The following is a 19,212-nucleotide window of genomic DNA, read 5'->3' on the forward strand; positions in this document are numbered from 1 at the left end:
GTTGTTTCTCCGATTGCTGTTTGATAAGTGGTTTAGTTTAGAGTTTCTGTATAATTTCGTTTCGTTATTTATATCTTAATTAGCCCGATAAAATAACAGTAGTGTGGCTTGTATCCCATAGGCAGTAGTGGTTTTATCCCGAACCAAATAAGACAATTTTAGTAGGGGAAACTATAATTAATTGGGTTCGGTTGGGCAGAGTAAAAAATGTATTTCTTAGGCTTTAGAAAACCAGACCCAAACGGGAAACCTAGCCACAGATACAACCGAAAAATAGGGCGAGTAGAACGAAATAATGATTGAATACTTAATTGGTATCAGTGGCGCGACGTTGGTAGTTTATCGTGTTGAGGAATACTTTTGTTATGCGATCGCTTTCTGGGATGGATGGGTTTGTAAACCTCAAGAAATTTACTACACGGCAGAAGAAGCACTCAATGTAGGAATAGAAAGTATTAAGATTACCATTGGTTATTAGCAACAATCTTAATGTTAAAAATTTCAGAGCAACTTAGTGTTCCCAGTAGTGAAATAGAGTTAAAAGCTGTACGCTCGACTGGAGCAGGTGGACAAAATGTAAACAAGGTAGCTACTGCAATACATTTACGATTCGATCTTGAAGCTTCTTCACTTCCCGACCGCTACAAATACAAGCTGTTGAAGTTAAATGATTCTAGAATATCAACCGATGGCGTTGTTGTTATTAAAGCCCAACAGTTCCGTACTCAGCAGCAGAATAGAGAAGATGCTTTAAGGCGACTTAAGGATTTAATCAAAAGCGTATTAACTCCCAAGAAGAAGAGACTTGCAACTAAACTAACTAAAGGAGCAAGAAAAAGACGGTTAGATAACAAAGCCAAACGTGGTCAATTAAAGGCATCAAGAAAAAAGGTTGATTATGATTAGTGAAATCTCAAACGGAAGTTGGAGGAATCGAACCCCTACGACATCTTTTGCCGTACTACGATTTTCAAGACCGTTAAACTAAGCCACCTCGTTACCGAGGCGACTCGTCTTCAGAACCGTGCGTGAGACTTTCACCTCACACGGCTCCTCTCTTTCCTGGCTCTTTATGAGTACCTACTAAGGTCGGAATATCATCTATCCATATCCAATTCAGTTTGTTGAATTGTTTCATGAGATTTTTGTATTCCTTTTCTGCCTTTCGCTTTTTATTTGCGTTGAGCATTTCTACCTTGTGTTTTTTGATTAACTTAAGGTCTTCCTTAGTTTTTTCGTTATGGCAGTGTCTGTGTAGTAGTTGGAGATTATCTTTTTTGTTTCCAGCTATAATTCTGGATATTATGTGGTCTTTTTCGATTAATTCTCCTTCTTGGAAGTTTAACTTGCACCAATTGCATTTGCCCTTCTGCTTTTTAAGCAATTGGGATATTGAGTCTTTAAGTTCGGGATGTTTTCCTTTTCTTGTTGCCCAATATGTCGTGTTCCCATCGTAAGGGGATGCGTGTTCTTTGACTTTGGTGTGTCGTTTTATGGCTATGGTAGGGTGTTCGATTAGGGTTATTCCTCCTCTTTCCCCAAAGACCCAGTTGTTGTTGCCTACTCTTTTCCAGTATTTGTTTACTATCCATTTTTTCCCTTTATTAGGGTGTCTTTTATTCGCCCATCTCTGTAACCTTTTAAACATACGATTGCCAACTTTGGAGTATGTTTTCTTGCTACAGACTGTTCTGTAGTAGTTACACCATCCCCTGATTATGGGGTTTAGTTTTGAGATTAGTGCTTTTTGAGGTGCTGCATTGTGTTTCCTTATGACTTCCGCTATCTGGGCATAGTGCCTTTTGATGCTTTCATCACTTGGTTTTATCAGTGTTTTGAATCCTAGTTTTTTACCATGTGAATTTGTTCCGGATTTGTATTTCCCTACTGGGTATTGGCGTATATTGAATCCAAGAAAGTTGAATCCTTGTTTTGTGCCATCATGTGTTTTTAGGGTGTGTGCAATCCTGGTTTTTTCAGGTTTAATTTCTAGGTCATATTCTGCCAACCAATCACTAATTATTTTTTGACTTTGTTTTATTATTTCGAGGTTTTCATGGATTATTAGAAAGTCGTCTGCGTATCTAATTAGAGCTAGAGATCTTTTATTATCTCTTTTACATCCTTTTAGACTGGCGGCGAATTCTTTTATCCTTTCTTCCATTCCATGTAGGGCTATATTTGCCAATAGCGGGCTTATTGCTCCGCCTTGGGGGCGGTAATAGAAGGTTCGTGCAACGAAGTGCAGGGTGAAGTCATTGTACTCTTGTCAACCCCATTTGAAGCCATTTTTAATCGAAATTACTTATCAAAACATTGCCTAGTTTGCTTCCTTTTAGGCAATGTTTTGAAAATTCAAGACGGAGTTACAATGCTTTGGTATAGATGTTTTGATATATCCCAACCTCCATTTTAGGCAAAGTTTTTTTGCTATGAATGCGTTTTTAAAAACATTTATGTAACTTATGTTTTGGCGATCACTACGATCAAAACATCAAATCGCTGTATTAATTGTACAGCAAGGGTTTCAGCGACAGGTTGCACTTCGTCGCACGAACCTTCGATCTACGTGTTGGGGGGTTCCTTCATGGTTTGGATTCCTTTCGTGTTTTACAAAGTCGCAAATATCTGCTTTTAACCAGGCTCTGATTTGCCTTCTTATTTTTGGGAAGGTATTGAGCTTTGTTAATAACTTTTGGTGATTGATTTTGTCGAAGCATTTTGCTATATCCGCATCCAATACATATTTTGGTTTTTTGTTTATTGCGTTATAGATTGCTCCTATGGCATCATGCGCTCCCCTGCCTGGTCTGAATCCGTAGCTATTTGGCTCGAATTTTGCTTCCCATTCTGGTTCTAGAGTGTTTTTCACTAATGTTTGTGTTGCTCTGTCGCGCATCACTGGGATTCCCAAGGGGCGTTTTTCCTTTTTCCCAGGTTTCGGTATCCATACCCTTCTAATGGGTTTGGCTTTATCTCCAGGTTTTAGGTTTTCTGCCATGTTTAGACGTTGTCTGGGTGTTAGGGATTTAACTTTGTCCACCCCTGCTGTCTTTTTTCCTTGGTTGTCCTGAGACACCTTTCTTATGGATAACAATCGGTTGTAGTAGGATTTAATGAGGGTCTTTTGTAGCCTTCTTCCCTTTTTTTCTTCACCGTTGACGTAAGCTTGGTAGATTCTCTTTTGCAGCTTAAATACAGCCTTTTGGATTTTCCTCCAATTTAACTGATTCCATTCCACAGTATTATTTTGATGGCGAGCCACATGGGGGTTTCCTCCGCTTGTGGAATCGCTATGTTGGTAATCTGTCTTAGACATATTTACTGTTACTAAATCACTACTTTCCAGAAAACAGTGAGGACGTGGGCATATCCTTGGCATTACCCTTCCTTACTTTTGTTTCAGTAAGGCGATACTCGTTAATTCGAGTTAAGGCATTGGCTTTTTCCTCAATCCTTCGCCCCTAGTGACCTCATTATTGAGATGTTGCGTCTTGGTTGACTGCTTACCCGTTTTTATTTTTTGGGTAAGAGTTACTAGGGGATTTCCTCGTTCCAAATAACCTGTTGATATGAACCTTTAGAGTGTGTCTGTTCACCGATTGCGGTTAGTGTTGTTTCTTTCACGCAAGCTTTGAAAGATAACCATTGCAATTTCACCTTTTGGTTGCAGCTTATCAATTCTGATTTAGCTGCTTATGGGTAACGATGTTTTTGACTTTTACCTATTTACCGACTGCGGTTGATGTTGTACGTACTCATGAGAAGATGAGACGTAACCATTTGCAGTTTCACCTTTTTGGTTACAGCCTATCAGTCTTGATTTGGCTGTTTGTAGATAACGGTAATTTCGGTACTTCGAGCGTTCGCTCTACTCTTGGGTTTCTTGCTAGAGGCTAACCAATTCAGACTATCAGTTAGTACCTCGTCTAACCCCGCTTTACCGATTGATGACCAGTCGCTACAGTAGGGGTTATGCTTTCACTCCCAACACCGAGAGGATAGGGCTTGAACTGTTATGCTTTTATTAATATTTAGCTACCCTATTGGGTAGTTCTCACCTATACAGGTTATTTAGTTATCATGGTTCAGTTTGGATGATTAAATTTTGTTATTTTGTTAACGTAATTTAACGTTTCCATCTTTTTACCACGTAGACACCACGTACTTGTGGTACTTTTGTGTCTAACGAGTCACACGCTTGCCATCCATTTAGCAGCAACTTCCAAGGGGTGTCCGACGAGACTCGAACTCGCTATTAACTGGTTTCACAAACCAGCGTCTCGACCGCTTCGACTTCAGACACCATATTTACGACCGATTCAAAATCGACCGATACCCCTGACTGGAATCGAACCAGCAACAATCAATTTTTGAGATTGACACCTCTTCCAATTGGGTTACAGGGGTTCATCGGGATGGTTGGATTTGAACCAACGACTCCATGTTCCCAAAACATGGCTTCTAGACCTCTGAATTACATCCCGTTAGTACCCTCGGTGGGAGTCGAACCCACAAAATCTGGTTTCTAAGACCAGCACGTATGCCAGTTCCGTCACGAGGGCAAACATTTGGTACTCCTGGTGGGACTCGAACCCACACTAAGCAAGGCTTAAACTTGCTGCCTCTTCCGATTGGGCTACAGGAGCTTGTTTTTTTGGCTGGGAAGGAGGGAATCGAACCCCCAAACTTCGCATTCAAAGTGCGACGGCTTTGCCTATTTGCCTACTTCCCATCAGCCCCCCAAGATTGGAATTGAACCAATGACCTTCTGTTCTTCGCTTGCCTATGGCAAGCCCAGATTCTCCGAATCTGGAAGCTCTCCAGAGCTTGACGCTCTACCAACTGAGCTACTGGGGGATAATGTTTTGGTGGGTTGGGAGGGACTCGAACCCCCAAGCATATACGCACTTGATTTACAGTCAAGCTCCTTAACCAGTTTGGATACCAACCCATGATGCGATCGCATTATCTGCTGTAAATTGTTTACAGTAGAACGCAACACACATAGGCGGAGAGAGTGGGGGTCGAACCCACAGTAGAGTTTTAAGTTCTACGACTGTTTAGCAAACAGATTGCCTTGCCAATAGCGACCTCTCCTTACTGCCCTAGTAGGACTCGAACCTACAACCCTTGCGTTAACAAGGACACGGGTGCTGAATTTAGTTCAGCACCGTGAGATGTCCGCAGCGCACCGCTCTACCATTGAGCTATAGGGCAATAACAGTGCTGACGGGAATTGAACCCGCAAAAATCCTGCTTGAAAGACAGGTGACTTTACCAATTTGTCTACAGCACCATAGCGAGGGGACTAGGATTTGAACCTAGAACAAGAGTTTTGGAGACTCTGATGTTGCCGTTACACCATCCCCCCTGGTAACAGCGATGGGAGTTGAACCCATATCTTCCAGCTTATGAGGCTGGCGCATTGACCGTTATGCTACGCTGCTTTAAGCATCGAACGAGACTCGAACTCGTGATTAGTAGTTTTGCAGACTACCGCCTTAACCAACTTGGCTACCGATGCAAAAAATGTATTGTAATATTCAATTTTCAAGGTTCTAATTTAGATTTTTAAAGTCAATTAAAACCATAAAAATAGTCATTAATTGTCAAAAAAATCATGTTTTTTGGCAGCAAAAACTTGTGTAATACGTGTATTATTACAGGCAGGAAAAACAGCGTTTTCTTAGAAGACTATTAGTATTTATTTAAGTTTGTCAGGTAAGAGCTATCTAACCCGTGAGTTTTGCATATATTTAATTTCTGTAACTCATTGGCTTACAACGTGCAAAGTTTAGCTTCCCTAACAAGCGTAAAACTGCACCCATCCACTAAAAATTACTTCAGAATGTCACGACTGTTCAAAATAAGTTCGAGCTATTTACCCTAACTAAGTAGCAACGATTCGATTTTGATAGACTGACTTTCTCTCATAGCGTGGCTATGCAGTAGATTGAGCATTTTATGAAAAACCCCCAATACATACAAGAAAAGTAATTGTTGAGTTGATTAAATATATACTGAGCTTGAATTATGACACGATCGCAATATTTCATCGTGACTATGTAATTCTTACTCTTGCAATAGTCAGATAGCTCTGAAACTATAACTGAAACTATATATGCGAAAAATTCTGTATCTGTATATGTTGGGGATAACAACATAAACTAAAACTATGCTCTGGGTAAGAGGACTCCATCATATTGAGTTGCCAGGAATATAGATTTGCTGCGCTATTCATAATATTCATTTTTCCACTAGCTGTACTCATGATTGGTTTCGACCTCCTTGTTTTAGCTTTTTGTAGTATAGCACTGTTTTTTAGTTTGTCTACTGTTTTTTGAAAAAAGTTTTTTGCGATTTTAAATTCGTGTTGTAAGAATAGGATTTAGACAATGTAATTATTATTTGTTTTTGGTGACTTAGAGCCAAATCGAACAATATCCATCATGCCCAAGATCCCCGACTGCGTTTAAGCTCTAAGTACAAAATTGCGTCATCACTACTCCAAAAAGTCTCTTATTTCTTACGCTTTTGGTTAAGTCTCATGACTATTTACAAACAAGTTGAGAAGCTTGGTACACAATCTAGGTATAAGTCGTTATTAGATGTCTATTGATGGCATTCGTGGTGTGGTAGCCGTCAGCAATAATTAGTTACAGACTGAATGGCAATCGTTGACTTTTCAGAAAATTGAATTTGAAATCCTGACTAAATAATGACTTAGTTGACATTTAATAGTTCGGAGGATGATAGAAATGACTATTTATCAAAGAGGCAAACGTTTATTTGAGCGAATTACATCGGATTCAGTCAGTTGTAGGACACTGGCAATTTGGGCTGTGGCAGTAGGATTATTAGTTGTTATGATGCAGTTCTATTCCAGAAGTCAGCTATTATAGTGCTTTGCTCCTAGCTGCTGCTCTCAGTTGACGCTATATGAAAATTCCCGACTGCGATCGCTGTCTCCTCTACGCCCATAATCCTTACTTTGTTTGCGCGGTGCATCCTGATGGTGTAACAAGCGATAAGCCTGACGGCATGGCTTCGCTACGCTGCATGGATTTTAGACCAAACCCGAATGCAGAGAAAGCAGAACAATGGAGTCCTGAAGGATATAGCTGGTACAACGACGAACTAATTCCCAATCGTCCCTCTAGCTACACTCAGGCAGAACAGCTAGAGATACTCGATACTCATCCCGTGTTTACTGGTGTCTGTCCTCAGTGCAGATATAGGTTTAATGAAAGATTAGTTCACTATGATTGTCCTGAATGTGGCTGGATGGATGATTCTGTTTGACTTAGCTTTGTCTTTGGGAAAACTAAAGTAAATGTTTTTTCTCAGTCAATGAAAGCCAAGCTATTTCTCTTTTATCTCCGCTATCGCAAACCTTTAATTCTTGTCTCTGGTGCGATCGCTCTAATTTCTACTAGCTCTTACTCTTGGCTGGAGTATAAATCTAGATCTATTAAATATAATCCCTGGCAAGTAGTTGAGGTTACGGCAAGCGATCGCTTTACTATAGTTCGTGATAATGAAACTAAAACCATTCGCCTGTGTGGCATTTCAGCAGTAGGAGAGGAAGCTAGAGATTATTTGCGATCGCTTGTTAATAAAGGTGATGGTACGGTTCAGCTTGAGAAAAGAAAGGAAACTTATGAAGCTTGGGTAATGCTTAAGCCCGATTTTGAGTCAGAGATTCACCTTAATACTTGGATGGTAGAAAAAGGTATGGCTAGACATGATGAACGAAATTTTAGTCATTGTCTTAGCAATGAAGAATTGAAATGGGCAGAAGAAATAGCTAGAGAAAATAAATTAGGTATTTGGAAGCGTTAGAGGTTTGGCGATTGGCTCTGCCAGTACGCGGAGCGTAATCGCTGCTTTTGAAAAACGAACATCGACATTTAAAGATTGATAAGATCGATAGACTCAGAGCCAATTTTAATTCAATTGTACTAAACTAGAGTCAAGGTCTTCGAGGGAAGCACAGCCGCTTAAAGCCATTGCCAAATCTAATTCTTCTGTCAACAATTGCAACACATGAGCAACCCCCTTCGTTCCGTTTACAGCTAGACCCCATAAAACTGGACGACCGACTAATACCGCCTTCGCGCCCAATGCCAAAGCTTTGAGAATATCGGTTCCCCGACGAATCCCACCATCTACTAAAATTTCGATTTTGTCTCCCACTGCCTCGACAATTTCTGGGAGAGCCTCAAAAGTAGCGATCGCCCCATCTAATTGTCTTCCTCCATGATTAGAAACGATGATGCCTTTAGCTCCATGTTCTAATGCTTTTAAACCCCGTCCAGTTTGAAAACTGGAGTTTTGGCTCAAAATCAAATAGGCTGATTAAGAGAAGAAAAATAAGATCGATTTGATGTTAAAAGTAGATTACGCTCGTTGGAATCAAAGCAAAGAGTTATTAAGAACAGAGGCATTGGCTGCCAAACATCCTCGAACAAGAGAGAGACTGATGGCATTGTATGAAATTAGTGAAGGGAAAAGTGCTACAAAGGTAGGGGAACAAACCCGAAGAAATCCCCAAACAGTAATGGAATGGGTGCATCGTTATAATCAAGAAGGTCTCAAAGCCGTCGAGTATCAAAGAACGGGAGGAAGAAACCCTTTTTTTCCGAAACGGTGCGAAAAGATTTAGGGAATCAAATCCAGAAAGCTCTTTTAAGGTCAGCATTAGCACCACAAGAAAGAGGGAGGAAATCTCAAGGGTTTCCACGTTGGACGTTAAAAAGATTCGTCCACTGGCTGAAACAGAAGTGGAAGATAAATTGTTGTCGAGAGACAGTCAGAAAAACTCTTAAGCAGATGGGTTTTTCCTGGAAGAAAGCGAAGAAGTTGCTTAATAAAGGCAATACCGCCAAAAGAGCTGAATTTGTCGAACAAATTACTGAATTATTAGAGGATGCACTTCATCAAAAGCGATTAATTATCTATATTGATGAAGCCCATATACATTTAGATACCGATGAAGGTTACGGTTGGTCAATTCGGGGAGAAAGGTTTTGGGTCAGCTCTAGTTCTCCTGGAAGAAAGAAAGTCTCTTTTTATGGTGTTTACCTCTATAATCAGGCGCAAACCAGAATTTTTCCTTATGAGAAAGCAGAGAAAATTAATACCATTGATGTTCTCAAAAAGTTGCGAGTCGAATTTCCCCAGCAACAAATAACTGTGGTTTGGGATGGCGCACCATATCATCGTGCTAAAGTGGTCACCGAGGCAGCATCAGCAATGGACATCCATCTTCTACAATTACCTGGCTATAGCCCAGATTTTATGCCTGTCGAACATCTTTGGCAATGGCTCAGAGAAGACATAACTTATCATGTTTGTTATGACCAACAACAAGAGTTAATTTCTGCTGTTGCTGATTTTCAGCATCTAATTAATACTACTCCACTGTTTTTAAGCGATCGCTTGTGGGTTAAAAAACACCTCGATCCAGAAGAAGAAAAACTACGGTTTTCAAAGTAGATGCGGTTTAGACCGTCATCGCCTCGCAAAATTCCTTTTACTAGCACGGGTAAAGAGGTAATCGACTGCAACCATTCTAAATCCTTCCAGGTAACGCTCGGATCTATTTGTTGGGCAAAATAGGCAAACAAACCCGACTCTTGTGACGTTTGAGGAATAGCCAAATTGGTCATGGAAACGAGATTAGCCAGTTCCATTGTCTTAGGTAAAGTAAACTGATTGCGGCGATCGCTTTCTCTTTTGCCTAACATATGGGCATCTACGGTCAAACATAAAGCCTCATATCCAGCAGCTTCGGCTCGTCGTACCAGGGTTTCAGTAAGAGAGCGATCGCGATGAATATAGAGTTGAAACCATTGAGGCGTATTCTGTTTTTGAGTAGCGACTGCTTCTAAACTTTTAGTAGACAAGGTACTGAGTATCATTACCACTCCACTAGTGGCTGCGGCTTGAGCAGTGGCAATTTCACCCTCTGAATTAGCTAGACACTGAAAAGCCATCGGTGCAATGAGAATGGGTACGTTTAGAGTTTGTCCTAAGAGTTTGGTGGTCAAATTACGCTGACTTACATCGACTAACATTCTGGGGCGAAGTCGATAGCGATTGATGGCTAAACGATTTTCTCTCAAAGTAATTTCATCCAAAGCACCGCTCTGGTAATAATCGAGAGCCATTGGTTTTAAATGCTGTTTGGCAGTGACTTCGTATTCAAATAGATTGATTGGTCTGTTCAAGGTTATTGGCTAGATAACTTTTACTTTGAGATAATTTTACTAGAAGTCTAGCATTCGCTTCGTGGGTGCCAGAGGCAATCGCTTATTATTTGAATGATGTTTAAAAGTCGAACGATCGAATATGGTATCGGAAAGAGATAAAATTCTGGTTGCAGGTGCTACGGGTGGTGTCGGACAGTTAGTGGTAGCAAAACTACTAGCTAAAAATCTTCAGGTTCGGGCTTTGACTAGAACCAGAGCTAAAGCAAGATCGATGTTCGACAATAGAGTTGATGCTGTGGAGGGAGATATTCGTTATTCCGATACTCTAGCTGAAGCTGTACGGGATATAGATTATATTATTTGCTGTACGGGAACTACTGCTTTTCCTTCTCTGCGTTGGGATTTTACCAATTTCTTTCAACCTTCTAATACTCCTGAAGCAGTAGATAGTAAAGGAGTAAAGAACCTAGTTGCTGCTGCACCGTCAGATTTAAAAAGATTAGTATTTGTCTCTTCGGCAGGGGTATTACGAAAAGATGAACTGCCCTACAATATTCTTAATGCCTTCGGGGTACTTGATGCTAAGTTGGCAGGAGAAAAAGCGATTGTTAGTTCTGGTATTCCTTATACAATTATCAGACCAGCTAGATTAATTGATGGTCCTTATACTTCCTATGATTTAAATACACTGCTTCGGGCTAAAACTGATGGTAAGAAAGGAGTAAAAATAGAATCAGGCGATTGCTTTAGCGGAGAAACCAGTCGTATCGATGTAGCTAACGCTTGCGTAGAATCATTATTTTCTGACAATACTATTAATAAAGATTTTTCAATTGTCAACGATGGAGAAAGACCTGAAAATGTTGATTGGTTGCAACTTTTCTCGCGATTGTAAGTATTAATTTTTTAGTGCGATATTTCGGAAAAAGTATTTGGTAAAAATTGGCAAAAAACTATTGAATGCCAATACTGCGCCCGCCAGAGCTAAAAATAAGTGGTTCGTCAACGGTTTGGGGTTCCCAACCAACATCAAAACCCAAGTCCCAGGCTATTTTACGAGCAGCACGAAAGGCTTCGTAGCTATCAGACTTGACCAGAAAAGCTAAAAATTCAGTTTCAGGATTGATATTTTCTAACGTGGTTTGAAACTCAGATGTATCTAGAGTTAACTGTGACGGGATTTCTCCTTCGACATTTTTTTTATGTTTGTAGGCAATAGTGTTCTCACTGAGAAAAACATCATAATACTTGGTATCGATCTCCAGATTTTCTATAGCCGCAGTCTTTCTTTCGTAGCAGTCGCGATACTCTAAAGCTTTTTCCAGATAATAATCATATAAATCGGGGTGAAAGCGATCGGGAATATTAGGTTTATAGCATTGAGGAAGGGATTCGGCAAAACGCTCGACTTTCTGCTGCACTTCATCGCTGTTAAGAAAGTAAACTCGTCCGTCGCGTACCTCAAAAAATTTTGGAGTTTTGTTAGTATCTGTTGCCATAGGAGTGCGGATGACATTTGTAGCTTGTGCTGCAACCAAATAGACAAACAGGCAGATAAAAATTAAAACTCCAACCGTGTTGGTAAGGATGTCTAAAAAAGAATCAAAATTTTGAGTGGGATTAGTTTGGTTCAAATATTGTCTTTTTTTCATTTGATTTTTAGTTGCCAATCGCTATCTATTGGTTCGTAGCCAAGCTCGATTCCTTCAGCTTCAATTAACTCTCTCAACTCGGCAAACACCTTCACTCCGTCAGGTCTAATAGCAACAATTAAATATTCTTGGTTTCGGGACTTAATTTCGGCAAACAGCTTACTCAAAGCAGAATTATTAGTAGCTATATCTTTAGTTGCGACAAAGGTTTTTGTCGGATGAATGATTATGCCGTCTCCTTGAGCTTCAATATAGCGTGGTTGCTTGGTTTGTTCGAGTAAATTACTTTTAGAAACAATAGTGATGTTTTTTTTACTGCCAGCAGCCTGAGCTACCAACAGTACTACAATCAAAATCAGCGTACCGATCGTGCAAAATAAAACCGAGAGAAAAGGAAACAACTCGACTTCAGTAGTTGGAGTAGTAGGACGTTGGTGCATTAGTTAGGATTCTTTGTTTTTTTCTTCGACTAATACTAAACGGCGGGGTAGATTGAGTTCTCTAAGTATGGGTTCTAGCTGGGATAAATTGTGATTTACCCGTTCTAAAACAAAATCTAATTGAGAAGAAGTTGAAGATTTTGAAGAACTATCTGTTTGTACGTTTTGTTGGAGACGTTCGACCACAGATGCTTGTTGTTCTAATGCTGAAGTGGTTAGCTCGATTTGTTTGAGTAACTGAGAATTTATTTGCTGTACTCGACTGACTTCTTCAACCATTTTTTCGGTAGGACTATTAGCCGCAGCCTGAGTTTCTAGCTCTTTGTTCTTGAGCTTAGATAAAATGCGATCGTTAAGATAGATATCGACCGACAGCAATAGCTGGGATTCTAGTCTTTCTACTGCTACTAAAGGAAGCATTACCAAAACGCTGAGAAGCAAAGCTAACAGTGTTGTATCGAAAGCTACTGCCAAACCGCTAGTTACCAAACCAATGCCCTCTTTAATCTGTTCGATTTCTTCGGCACTAGATAAAAAGCTAGAAAATCCATTTACCGCACTACTTATTCCGACAACAGTTCCGATAAAACCCAGTAGCGGAATTGCCCAAACTACAATACGAGGTAAAACATAAGAAGATGCCGAAGCTGCGGTAAAAAATGAAGAATCATCAGTGATAAAATCGGCTACGGTTTGGCGGTCGCCTGTAGTGATATAGGAAGCGATTACTCGACTACAGCGAATGGCAAGCAAACTTTTAGCTTGTGCCAAACTTTTCTGCAAACTAGCTATTTCATAGGAGTTATGATTGATAAAAGCAGTTCGAGCGGGAATGATTTCTTTGGTCAATAGCTTGCGCTCGGCATAAATTTTTCTGAATTTAAAGCAGATAAACACAGATACGCAGCTTGCCAAAAAAATCACTAAATACTGAGTAAAGCCACGATTGTAAAGCAAATCAATTAAATAGGAACTACCAGTGAGTAAAATTCCCCCATAAATACCAATGGTAGTAACGATCCCAAAAGCAAATACCTTCAATAAATCTATGTTCAGCACCTGATGTAGCGAATCGGCATACTCTAGATTTATTTGCTTATTGTTGGCGGTACTCATGATGAACAATTCTTAAGCTCTAATATTTTCTATCTGCTGCTTATAGTTCCCAAAAACTCTATATAATTTACGTACTTAATTAACCTAAATTGCGGTCTACTTTATCATTAAGACTTTTTCAAGTTTCGATATTGTCGGTCTTTAGCTGTAAAATATTTTTCTACGGTCTTTTTTGCACCTAAAGCACTTTTGTATTCTTCCCCTCCTTCTTTTTCTAAGCGTTCCCTAACTTTAGCTCTTATTTGGGAAACTACCTTACCGTTGGTCAAACGGGTTTGCTTCCAATCGAGGATTGGTTGAGGGTAGCTATTATTTTGATAATCTCTAGCTAATAGTTGTTCCATGCTGTGACCGCGCAGTTCTGGTATCCAGTGGCGAACGAACTGTAAGTCTGGATCTTTCTCTTGTAAATTTTTGGTTGGGTTGTAAATTCTAAAAGTCTTACTCATAGGGTTAGTAATTCCCGACTGCATTTGCCACTGCCAATGATTGATAGCGATGTCGCCATCAACTAGACGCGACATGAAGTAACGCGCCCCATGATGCCAGGAAACACCACAGTTAATTGTTAGAAAGGTCGCACACATCGAACGCATCCGAAAATTCATCCAGCCCATTCGATTTAACTGCCGCATTGAAGCATCGACTAGCGGAAAACCAGTTTGTCCTTCGCACCAAGCCAGAAACAGTTCTTGTTTTTCTGCGCTTAGTTCTTCAAGAGAATACCAATCGTCAAATTCTGGGTAGCGATTTTTTACTACCAGTTGGGGGTGGAAGAATAGTCTTTGAGTAAACTTATCGTGCCAGCGTAGGCGATCTAGAAAGGCTTTAAGTGAGAAAGCGTTTTTTGATTGGGGTGATAGTTCCTGTAGTAACTTAGATGCGGACTGATATATCCTGCGCGTCGAAATCGTTCCAAAAACCAGATGCGGTGATAGATGGGATGAAGCTCCCCGTTGAGCTAGCCAGGGACGGGACATTTTCCAGTGATAGCCCCGATACCTGTAGTCTAAAAAATTCTGAAGTGTCTTATCTGCCTTATTTTCACCGCCAAGGAAATAGTACAGCTTCCGTGTCTGGAAGTAGCGGCAATATTTCTGCTGGAGTCCGTCATAATCTATCTGTCCTAAAGCGAGTTGAGGAGTATTAATCTTTCTGGGTCTGGGATAAAGCGATCGCTCCTGATAATTATGATAATCCCGCCAGTAAGTTTCGTAGCATTCCTCATTTTGCAGGAAATGATTTTTACCAAGATGTGTTTCTAAGTTATGCTGCCCATAGAAATCTAGAATTTGGCAATCGCGCTCGATACCATATTGCACCTGTACATCGCGATTAAAATAGAGCTTGGGTTGTTTGTTCAACGCTAGTAGCGATCGCGTAATAGCTCGGATAACGGCAACCGATTCGCCTTCAAAAAGATACAGTTTGCTACCTAGCTTTCTTAAGTTAGCATCCAAATTTGTCAAAGACTCGAATAAAAATCGTACTCTTGCCGTTCCTATTTCTGGTTGTTGATAGAACCAGGGGTTGATAATAAAGCAGGGCAAAACTTCTTGCTGGTTCTTACAAGCTTCGGCAACAATCTCATTATCGTTTAAGCGTAGGTCGCGACGAAACCAAATTATCTGCATTCAGACTATGCTATGGCTATCTTAGATTACTCAATAAATTATAGTACATAAATACTGATATAAGTTGCTAGCTAGAATTAGCATTTTTTGGTTTCACAAAGTTTCAATTGCCGCTGTTAACTCTGCCAGAGTTGTAATTTTACAAGGTATCGAATCTTCGGCTGCATGGCAGATAAAAATTATTCATAACCACCGAGAAAGTGACAATACTCGTCGGATAATGGTTCGCTATAAGAAGACGAACGGTTATGAGAGCCGTCCCAATATTCCGAGTCAGCCAAGTCACAGTGGTGGTTGTCTTCTATTATTTCGGCACAAATGCGGTCTATATATCGTTGCTTATCTGCGGCTGAAGATGAAACAGGTAATTGTCGTTTTTCTTCGGTAATAGGTTCTGAGTTTGTTGGAGGAACATCGGCAGAAGTTGGTTCGATGTCTTGTGGGGGTGACAATGATTTGGTAGAAAGTTCAATAAAAGGATCTGAGGTATCGGCTCTTTTTCTTTGTCGTCTTCTGATTAGTTCGCTCATAAAGCTAAATTTGGTTGAGATCGTTTTTAGGGTCGTAAACTTTTACTATCGAACTGAATAATAGTTTATCTGTAAAGATAGCCAAGTTGTGTTTGCTAGGCTGTTTGGTTGAGACAAACTTAATTGCTTCAACTGAAGCAAAATTATAGGCAAGTTCGCCAATTTTTTGACTGTAAGAAGGTGTTTTCAACCGATCTTGAAAATATTCCCAAGGTTGATTGATTCCCTGCCAATCAATATTAGCTGCCTGACAGTAGACGCGATCGCTTAAATCGAGAACGTGGTTTAAAGTAACTTTAATAGCAAAAACTGCATGAGGCGGTAAGGAAGTACGGCTACGCTTCAAACCGTAGAACTTTTCTGTAGTTGCGGTAAGATCTTCTTCGCCGCAGTAAAGGCAGGGAATAGAATAGCCATCAGGAGGCTTGAAATTGTATCTTCCTCCGTATTTTTCGGCTCCGATAGTTGCTAGGGGGTCTTTAGCGTAGCGAAGATTCGTAGTACGGTAATAATAACCATCGACTGAGGCAATCGTAGCTCGCTCTAAATCTACCTGTTCGATGGTTTGCAGCAACTGCTGCTGTCGTTTGACTGCTTCATTATCCATTGAGATGTCAATAGCCAGCCGAATCGCCTTCGTAAATTCTGCCAACAAGTTGTTCGACAGCTTGCAGATCGTTTTCTAGCAAACTATCTAAAGGGGATTCGCCATACCATTCAACTAACGGTTCTTTTAGCCAAGAGCGAATATTATCGGCAGAACCATCCGTCAGCAGCATGAGCATCTTTAATAAATGAATTAAGGGCTGTAGCTTTTTGGTAGTTTTTTCTGAAGCTATGTCGCGATCGACTGTACGAGGATTGACCGCAGCTATTTTTGCCATTTGAGACTGATTGACCCCAATAAAACTAGCTAGTTGTTTGAGACTCAATTCACCAGAATTGTAAATTGGTAAAACTGGTTGTAACTTGGGTATGGTTTGAGCCATGTGTACAATTTAAGTTCTTACTAATTCATTCTACTATGAATGTCGTTTAAACTGCATTTTTTTTGTCGTATGATTTAATTAGATTCGCAGCCAATACCGTTGCGATCGCGATCGAAGTTGTGAGGATCGCTACCTTTGACCTTGAAGCGTCGAAAGCTGATATCACCGCAATTTAAATCAGGTGGATAGGGCGGAATACAGACATCTGGGTAGCTGGCATCGCAATTACTATCATTATTTTGATTAGCTGTTGGTTGGCTGGAACTACTTCTGCCTTTGCGAAAGTCCCAAGGCATAACTAATTCCGAAGCACTCCAGAAGTTAAGTCGTTTCTGCTTGGCATTATTTTCGGCAGCAAGGTAAGAATCTTTAGTTAACTTACAGCCGTTCAAATATTGATGATAGACAACAGCATGACCTTCTTTAACCATAGTCAAATTAATCGACTGATTTCGCCGATAGACTTCGGCAACGGTTCTGTCGTAGCGATCGGTATCAATAACTTGATAGCTGACAGACTGTCCGACAGGCAAAAGCTCTTGTAAACGAGCTTTAGCATTGTTGCCATAAGGATTTTGGCGAGATTCTGGGGCATCAATACAGCCTAATCTGATGGTAATAGTTTGAGAGTTTTTCTCGATGCGAATGGTATCTCCGTCGCCAATGCTAACAACTTTGACATTTTCTAGTATCGAGCTAGCAACTACAGATACGGAAGTTAAGTTGGAAATTAAAAGTGAGGCACAGATGACAGTTATTGTTCTCATGAGAAAAGTGCTAATTACCTACTTATTGTGCCCAAATTGAAGCTTGCCTCTAATAAGTTCTTGGTGAAAAATCCTCATTTTCGCCGATAATTTCTGATTGAGTAAGCTCATCGGACATTTCAACAATGGCTCGATTAACGGGTTTTTGAACTGACTCGTTTTGGTAATTATCCATGTCTTCGTAACGGCGGCGTTTAGCTCGATTGGCTACCTGAACCACAATGCGATAGCGATTTGATGCAGCATTCATTAGTTCGTCGGTACAGAACATTACTTGAGAAGTATCTGAAGTTTTCATGAGCAAGATGGCTGAGAAGAAATTTCATACTAACAGCATTCCCTCAAACATCTAAAAAATATCGGCAAGCTATAACTGAAAAGAAATATTGTAGCGGTTTGTTTAACGGTTAATAATTGGTCGCTTTACTTAGGTAAACGCTATTACGCCCTTTTCTTTTGGCAGCATAACAGGCTGTATCTGCCCGACTTAAAATCTCGGTTAGATTGTTTGTAGTTGGAGCAATCGCAGCCAAACCGATACTGACACTAATTTTAAAAACTCTATCTTGCCAAACAAAATCAAAGTCTCGAACTAAGCGTCGAAGCTGTTCGGCAATGTTTTGCGCTATTTTAAAGTTACATTTGTAGAACAAGATTCCAAACTCATCACCACCCAAACGGGCGAAAACATCTGAAGTCCGAATTCTTTGTTTGAGTAGTGCGGTTATTTGTTTGAGTAGTTCATCTCCAGCTAAATGACCGCAAATATCGTTAACGCTTTTAAAGCGGTCTAAATCGAGATAAGCTATAACGTGTTGAGTCTTATTAACTTGAGAGTCTTCAATTGCCAATTTTACTTGAGTTTCAAAATGAAGTCGATTAGACAGACCAGTTAAAGTATCGTGGGTAGCTTGCCAGGATAATTTGCTAGTTAATTCGCGAATTTTGGTGACATCGCGAAACACAACAACAGTTCCAATAAGATTGCCCTGAGTATCTTGAATTGGTGCTACAGAATCTTCAAGAGCAATTTCAGTGCCATCTTGTGCGACCAATAGGGTATCTTTAGGGAGTTGGCGAACTCGATTGTCTTTTAGAACTAAGTTTACGGGATTGACTAGAGGTTTTCTAGAAAAACACTCGATAAGCCGAAAAACGTCTCCTATCGCTTTTCCTGTCGCTTCTGACAGGCTCCAGCCAGTAAGTCGTTCGGCTACAGGATTGAGATAGCTTACCTTACCCAGAGCATCGGTAGTAATTACTCCATCGCCAATCGAGCTTAAGGTAATTTGTGCTAGCTCTTTCTCAGCTAACAGTTGTTGCTCTAATATTTTTCTCTCGGTAATAACTTCACTAAACATCAGCAAACCGCTAATTTCACCTTCAAAATCAAACCAGGGGCGTAGTTCCCAACGCAGCCATTCAAGTCTGCCATCAGCCCTGACAAAACTATCTTCTTTACTTGTAAGAACCTCTACCTTTCCTGCGAGACAATCTTGATGGTCTTGTCGCCAGCGTTGGGGAATTTCAGGAAAGACTTCATAGTGAGAACGACCGATTATTTCAGTTTTCTCTAACCGATAATCTTTAATTCAGCGATCGCTAACTAGCAAATACTGCATTTGTCTGTCTAACATAGCGATTGCCGCAGGAGCATGATGGATGAATAATTCTAATAGTTTTGGATCTTCAGTCAATCGAGCCATTTTTTTCGTACAGGCGACTTTCTTTTAATATTCCCAATTTGCCAATAACAATTGAGATTTTTGAAGTTTTCGTCTCTGCTGCCATGCCTTTATAGAATTAGTTAAATGAGTAATTGTGATTGGCTTGCGCGACTTAGGCTTTGCCTATCTCTGACTATTGT

At 40.3% G+C, this 19,212-nt stretch carries 19 protein-coding genes, 14 tRNA genes and 2 pseudogenes; 7 read left to right on the plus strand and 28 right to left on the minus strand.

All coding sequences use genetic code 11. The annotated features are described in order from the left end of the window. The first annotated feature begins 295 nt into the window (after positions 1–295). Both KV40_RS25590 and arfB read left to right on the plus strand, forming a co-directional pair. A complete protein-coding gene (locus KV40_RS25590) occupies positions 296–478 on the plus strand; it encodes a hypothetical protein (protein WP_036487317.1) in 183 nt (60 codons plus the stop codon). A gap of 11 nt (positions 479–489) precedes the next feature. Continuing rightward, on the plus strand, positions 490–906 hold the full coding sequence (gene arfB / locus KV40_RS25595; protein ID WP_036487319.1) for an alternative ribosome rescue aminoacyl-tRNA hydrolase ArfB: 417 nt from the start codon (positions 490–492) through the stop codon (positions 904–906). Positions 907–1,042: 136 nt separating this feature from the next. On the opposite strand, the gene KV40_RS25600 is transcribed toward arfB, so the two are convergent. The 16 genes and pseudogenes from KV40_RS25600 to KV40_RS25660 form a co-directional block, all read right to left on the minus strand. Then, a complete protein-coding gene (locus KV40_RS25600) occupies positions 1,043–2,248 on the minus strand; it encodes a group II intron maturase-specific domain-containing protein (protein ID WP_256381168.1) in 1,206 nt (401 codons plus the stop codon). A gap of 324 nt (positions 2,249–2,572) precedes the next feature. Continuing rightward, positions 2,573–3,382, minus strand: a pseudogene (locus tag KV40_RS25605) (reverse transcriptase N-terminal domain-containing protein); the annotation flags it as partial. Positions 3,383–4,231: 849 nt separating this feature from the next. Next, positions 4,232–4,306: transfer RNA gene (locus KV40_RS35295), tRNA-His, on the minus strand. Positions 4,307–4,336: 30 nt separating this feature from the next. Beyond that, a tRNA-Leu gene (locus KV40_RS25610) sits at positions 4,337–4,410 on the minus strand. Between the two features lie 3 nt (positions 4,411–4,413). Beyond that, positions 4,414–4,487 (minus strand) — tRNA-Pro (locus KV40_RS25615). A gap of 4 nt (positions 4,488–4,491) precedes the next feature. Then, positions 4,492–4,565: transfer RNA gene (locus KV40_RS25620), tRNA-Leu, on the minus strand. A 7-nt stretch (positions 4,566–4,572) separates the two neighbouring features. Next, positions 4,573–4,649 (minus strand) — tRNA-Leu (locus tag KV40_RS25625). Positions 4,650–4,658: 9 nt separating this feature from the next. Beyond that, positions 4,659–4,735 (minus strand) — tRNA-Gln (locus KV40_RS25630). 5 nt (positions 4,736–4,740) lie between these two features. Beyond that, a tRNA-OTHER gene (locus tag KV40_RS35300) sits at positions 4,741–4,860 on the minus strand. A 9-nt stretch (positions 4,861–4,869) separates the two neighbouring features. Further along, a tRNA-Tyr gene (locus KV40_RS25635) sits at positions 4,870–4,954 on the minus strand. Between the two features lie 58 nt (positions 4,955–5,012). Beyond that, a tRNA-Ser gene (locus tag KV40_RS25640) sits at positions 5,013–5,100 on the minus strand. Positions 5,101–5,103: 3 nt separating this feature from the next. Further along, positions 5,104–5,220: transfer RNA gene (locus KV40_RS35305), tRNA-OTHER, on the minus strand. Positions 5,221–5,224: 4 nt separating this feature from the next. Further along, positions 5,225–5,299, minus strand: a tRNA-Glu gene (locus KV40_RS25645). A 4-nt stretch (positions 5,300–5,303) separates the two neighbouring features. Next, positions 5,304–5,374, minus strand: a tRNA-Trp gene (locus KV40_RS25650). Then, positions 5,375–5,450, minus strand: a tRNA-Met gene (locus KV40_RS25655). Positions 5,451–5,453: 3 nt separating this feature from the next. Then, positions 5,454–5,527: transfer RNA gene (locus KV40_RS25660), tRNA-Cys, on the minus strand. A 1,415-nt stretch (positions 5,528–6,942) separates the two neighbouring features. On the opposite strand from KV40_RS25660, the gene KV40_RS25665 reads away from it, so the two are divergent. Then, positions 6,943–7,305, plus strand: a complete 363-nt coding sequence (locus KV40_RS25665) for a hypothetical protein (protein WP_036487321.1) — start codon at positions 6,943–6,945, stop codon at positions 7,303–7,305. 48 nt (positions 7,306–7,353) lie between these two features. Continuing rightward, the gene (locus KV40_RS25670; RefSeq protein WP_052055962.1) at positions 7,354–7,845 is read left to right on the plus strand and encodes a thermonuclease family protein; all 492 of its coding nucleotides are present in this window, start codon (positions 7,354–7,356) and stop codon (positions 7,843–7,845) included. Between the two features lie 105 nt (positions 7,846–7,950). Here the strand turns inward: KV40_RS25670 and KV40_RS25675 are convergent. Next, positions 7,951–8,310, minus strand: a pseudogene (locus tag KV40_RS25675) (alpha-hydroxy acid oxidase); the annotation flags it as partial. Between the two features lie 79 nt (positions 8,311–8,389). Here KV40_RS25675 and KV40_RS25680 point away from each other — a divergent pair. Further along, the gene (locus tag KV40_RS25680; RefSeq protein WP_036476788.1) at positions 8,390–8,668 is read left to right on the plus strand and encodes a helix-turn-helix domain-containing protein; all 279 of its coding nucleotides are present in this window, start codon (positions 8,390–8,392) and stop codon (positions 8,666–8,668) included. After that, on the plus strand, positions 8,653–9,501 hold the full coding sequence (locus tag KV40_RS25685; RefSeq protein WP_072013741.1) for an IS630 family transposase: 849 nt from the start codon (positions 8,653–8,655) through the stop codon (positions 9,499–9,501). Before KV40_RS25680 ends, KV40_RS25685 begins: the two co-directional genes overlap by 16 nt. Here KV40_RS25685 and KV40_RS25690 read toward each other — a convergent pair. Further along, entirely contained in the window at positions 9,402–10,235 is an 834-nt protein-coding gene (locus KV40_RS25690; RefSeq protein ID WP_081942937.1) for an alpha-hydroxy acid oxidase, read from the minus strand. The genes KV40_RS25685 and KV40_RS25690 overlap by 100 nt on opposite strands. Positions 10,236–10,356: 121 nt before the next feature. Between KV40_RS25690 and KV40_RS25695 the strand changes: the two genes are divergently transcribed. Next, a complete protein-coding gene (locus tag KV40_RS25695) occupies positions 10,357–11,112 on the plus strand; it encodes an SDR family oxidoreductase (RefSeq protein ID WP_036487325.1) in 756 nt (251 codons plus the stop codon). 58 nt (positions 11,113–11,170) lie between these two features. On the opposite strand, the gene KV40_RS25700 is transcribed toward KV40_RS25695, so the two are convergent. The 10 genes from KV40_RS25700 to KV40_RS25745 all read right to left on the minus strand — a co-directional run bounded on the left by KV40_RS25700 (position 11,171) and on the right by KV40_RS25745 (position 18,937). Then, positions 11,171–11,869, minus strand: a complete 699-nt coding sequence (locus KV40_RS25700) for a hypothetical protein (RefSeq protein ID WP_036487327.1) — start codon at positions 11,867–11,869, stop codon at positions 11,171–11,173. Continuing rightward, positions 11,866–12,309 (minus strand): hypothetical protein, encoded by a 444-nt coding sequence (locus KV40_RS25705; RefSeq protein ID WP_036487329.1) that lies wholly within the window; start codon positions 12,307–12,309, stop codon positions 11,866–11,868. Before KV40_RS25705 ends, KV40_RS25700 begins: the two co-directional genes overlap by 4 nt. A gap of 3 nt (positions 12,310–12,312) precedes the next feature. After that, positions 12,313–13,425 (minus strand): MotA/TolQ/ExbB proton channel family protein, encoded by a 1,113-nt coding sequence (locus KV40_RS25710; protein WP_052055963.1) that lies wholly within the window; start codon positions 13,423–13,425, stop codon positions 12,313–12,315. A gap of 107 nt (positions 13,426–13,532) precedes the next feature. Next, positions 13,533–15,059 (minus strand): FAD-binding domain-containing protein, encoded by a 1,527-nt coding sequence (locus KV40_RS25715; protein ID WP_036487331.1) that lies wholly within the window; start codon positions 15,057–15,059, stop codon positions 13,533–13,535. A gap of 179 nt (positions 15,060–15,238) precedes the next feature. Beyond that, positions 15,239–15,589: a hypothetical protein gene (locus KV40_RS25720; protein ID WP_036487333.1), complete on the minus strand. Its 351-nt coding sequence runs from the start codon at positions 15,587–15,589 to the stop codon at positions 15,239–15,241. A 4-nt stretch (positions 15,590–15,593) separates the two neighbouring features. Next, positions 15,594–16,241, minus strand: coding sequence for an RES family NAD+ phosphorylase (locus tag KV40_RS25725; protein WP_172657342.1), 648 nt, complete (start codon positions 16,239–16,241; stop codon positions 15,594–15,596). Beyond that, entirely contained in the window at positions 16,204–16,578 is a 375-nt protein-coding gene (locus KV40_RS25730; protein WP_036487337.1) for an MbcA/ParS/Xre antitoxin family protein, read from the minus strand. Before KV40_RS25730 ends, KV40_RS25725 begins: the two co-directional genes overlap by 38 nt. Positions 16,579–16,652: 74 nt before the next feature. Then, positions 16,653–17,345, minus strand: a complete 693-nt coding sequence (locus KV40_RS25735) for a thermonuclease family protein (RefSeq protein ID WP_036487339.1) — start codon at positions 17,343–17,345, stop codon at positions 16,653–16,655. A 49-nt stretch (positions 17,346–17,394) separates the two neighbouring features. Then, entirely contained in the window at positions 17,395–17,643 is a 249-nt protein-coding gene (gene rpoZ / locus KV40_RS25740) for a DNA-directed RNA polymerase subunit omega (protein WP_072013907.1), read from the minus strand. A gap of 109 nt (positions 17,644–17,752) precedes the next feature. Continuing rightward, a complete protein-coding gene (locus KV40_RS25745) occupies positions 17,753–18,937 on the minus strand; it encodes a diguanylate cyclase domain-containing protein (RefSeq protein WP_256381169.1) in 1,185 nt (394 codons plus the stop codon). Positions 18,938–19,212 lie beyond the last annotated feature (275 nt).

Origin of the sequence: Myxosarcina sp. GI1 (assembly GCF_000756305.1) — a bacterium.
Taxonomy (GTDB): domain Bacteria; phylum Cyanobacteriota; class Cyanobacteriia; order Cyanobacteriales; family Xenococcaceae; genus Myxosarcina.

Bases quoted from the DNA above. Each gene is read 5' to 3' on its own strand.
- KV40_RS25590 (WP_036487317.1), top strand. From the start codon at position 296: ATGATTGAATACTTAATTGGTATCAGTGGCGCGACGTTGGTAGTTTAT.
- arfB (WP_036487319.1), top strand. From the start codon at position 490: ATGTTAAAAATTTCAGAGCAACTTAGTGTTCCCAGTAGTGAAATAGAG.
- KV40_RS25665 (WP_036487321.1), top strand. From the start codon at position 6,943: ATGAAAATTCCCGACTGCGATCGCTGTCTCCTCTACGCCCATAATCCT.
- KV40_RS25670 (WP_052055962.1), top strand. From the start codon at position 7,354: ATGAAAGCCAAGCTATTTCTCTTTTATCTCCGCTATCGCAAACCTTTA.
- KV40_RS25680 (WP_036476788.1), top strand. From the start codon at position 8,390: ATGTTAAAAGTAGATTACGCTCGTTGGAATCAAAGCAAAGAGTTATTA.
- KV40_RS25695 (WP_036487325.1), top strand. From the start codon at position 10,357: ATGGTATCGGAAAGAGATAAAATTCTGGTTGCAGGTGCTACGGGTGGT.
- KV40_RS25700 (WP_036487327.1), bottom strand. From the start codon at position 11,869: ATGAAAAAAAGACAATATTTGAACCAAACTAATCCCACTCAAAATTTT.
- KV40_RS25705 (WP_036487329.1), bottom strand. From the start codon at position 12,309: ATGCACCAACGTCCTACTACTCCAACTACTGAAGTCGAGTTGTTTCCT.
- KV40_RS25710 (WP_052055963.1), bottom strand. From the start codon at position 13,425: ATGAGTACCGCCAACAATAAGCAAATAAATCTAGAGTATGCCGATTCG.
- KV40_RS25715 (WP_036487331.1), bottom strand. From the start codon at position 15,059: ATGCAGATAATTTGGTTTCGTCGCGACCTACGCTTAAACGATAATGAG.
- KV40_RS25720 (WP_036487333.1), bottom strand. From the start codon at position 15,589: ATGAGCGAACTAATCAGAAGACGACAAAGAAAAAGAGCCGATACCTCA.
- KV40_RS25730 (WP_036487337.1), bottom strand. From the start codon at position 16,578: ATGGCTCAAACCATACCCAAGTTACAACCAGTTTTACCAATTTACAAT.
- KV40_RS25735 (WP_036487339.1), bottom strand. From the start codon at position 17,345: ATGAGAACAATAACTGTCATCTGTGCCTCACTTTTAATTTCCAACTTA.
- rpoZ (WP_072013907.1), bottom strand. From the start codon at position 17,643: ATGAAAACTTCAGATACTTCTCAAGTAATGTTCTGTACCGACGAACTA.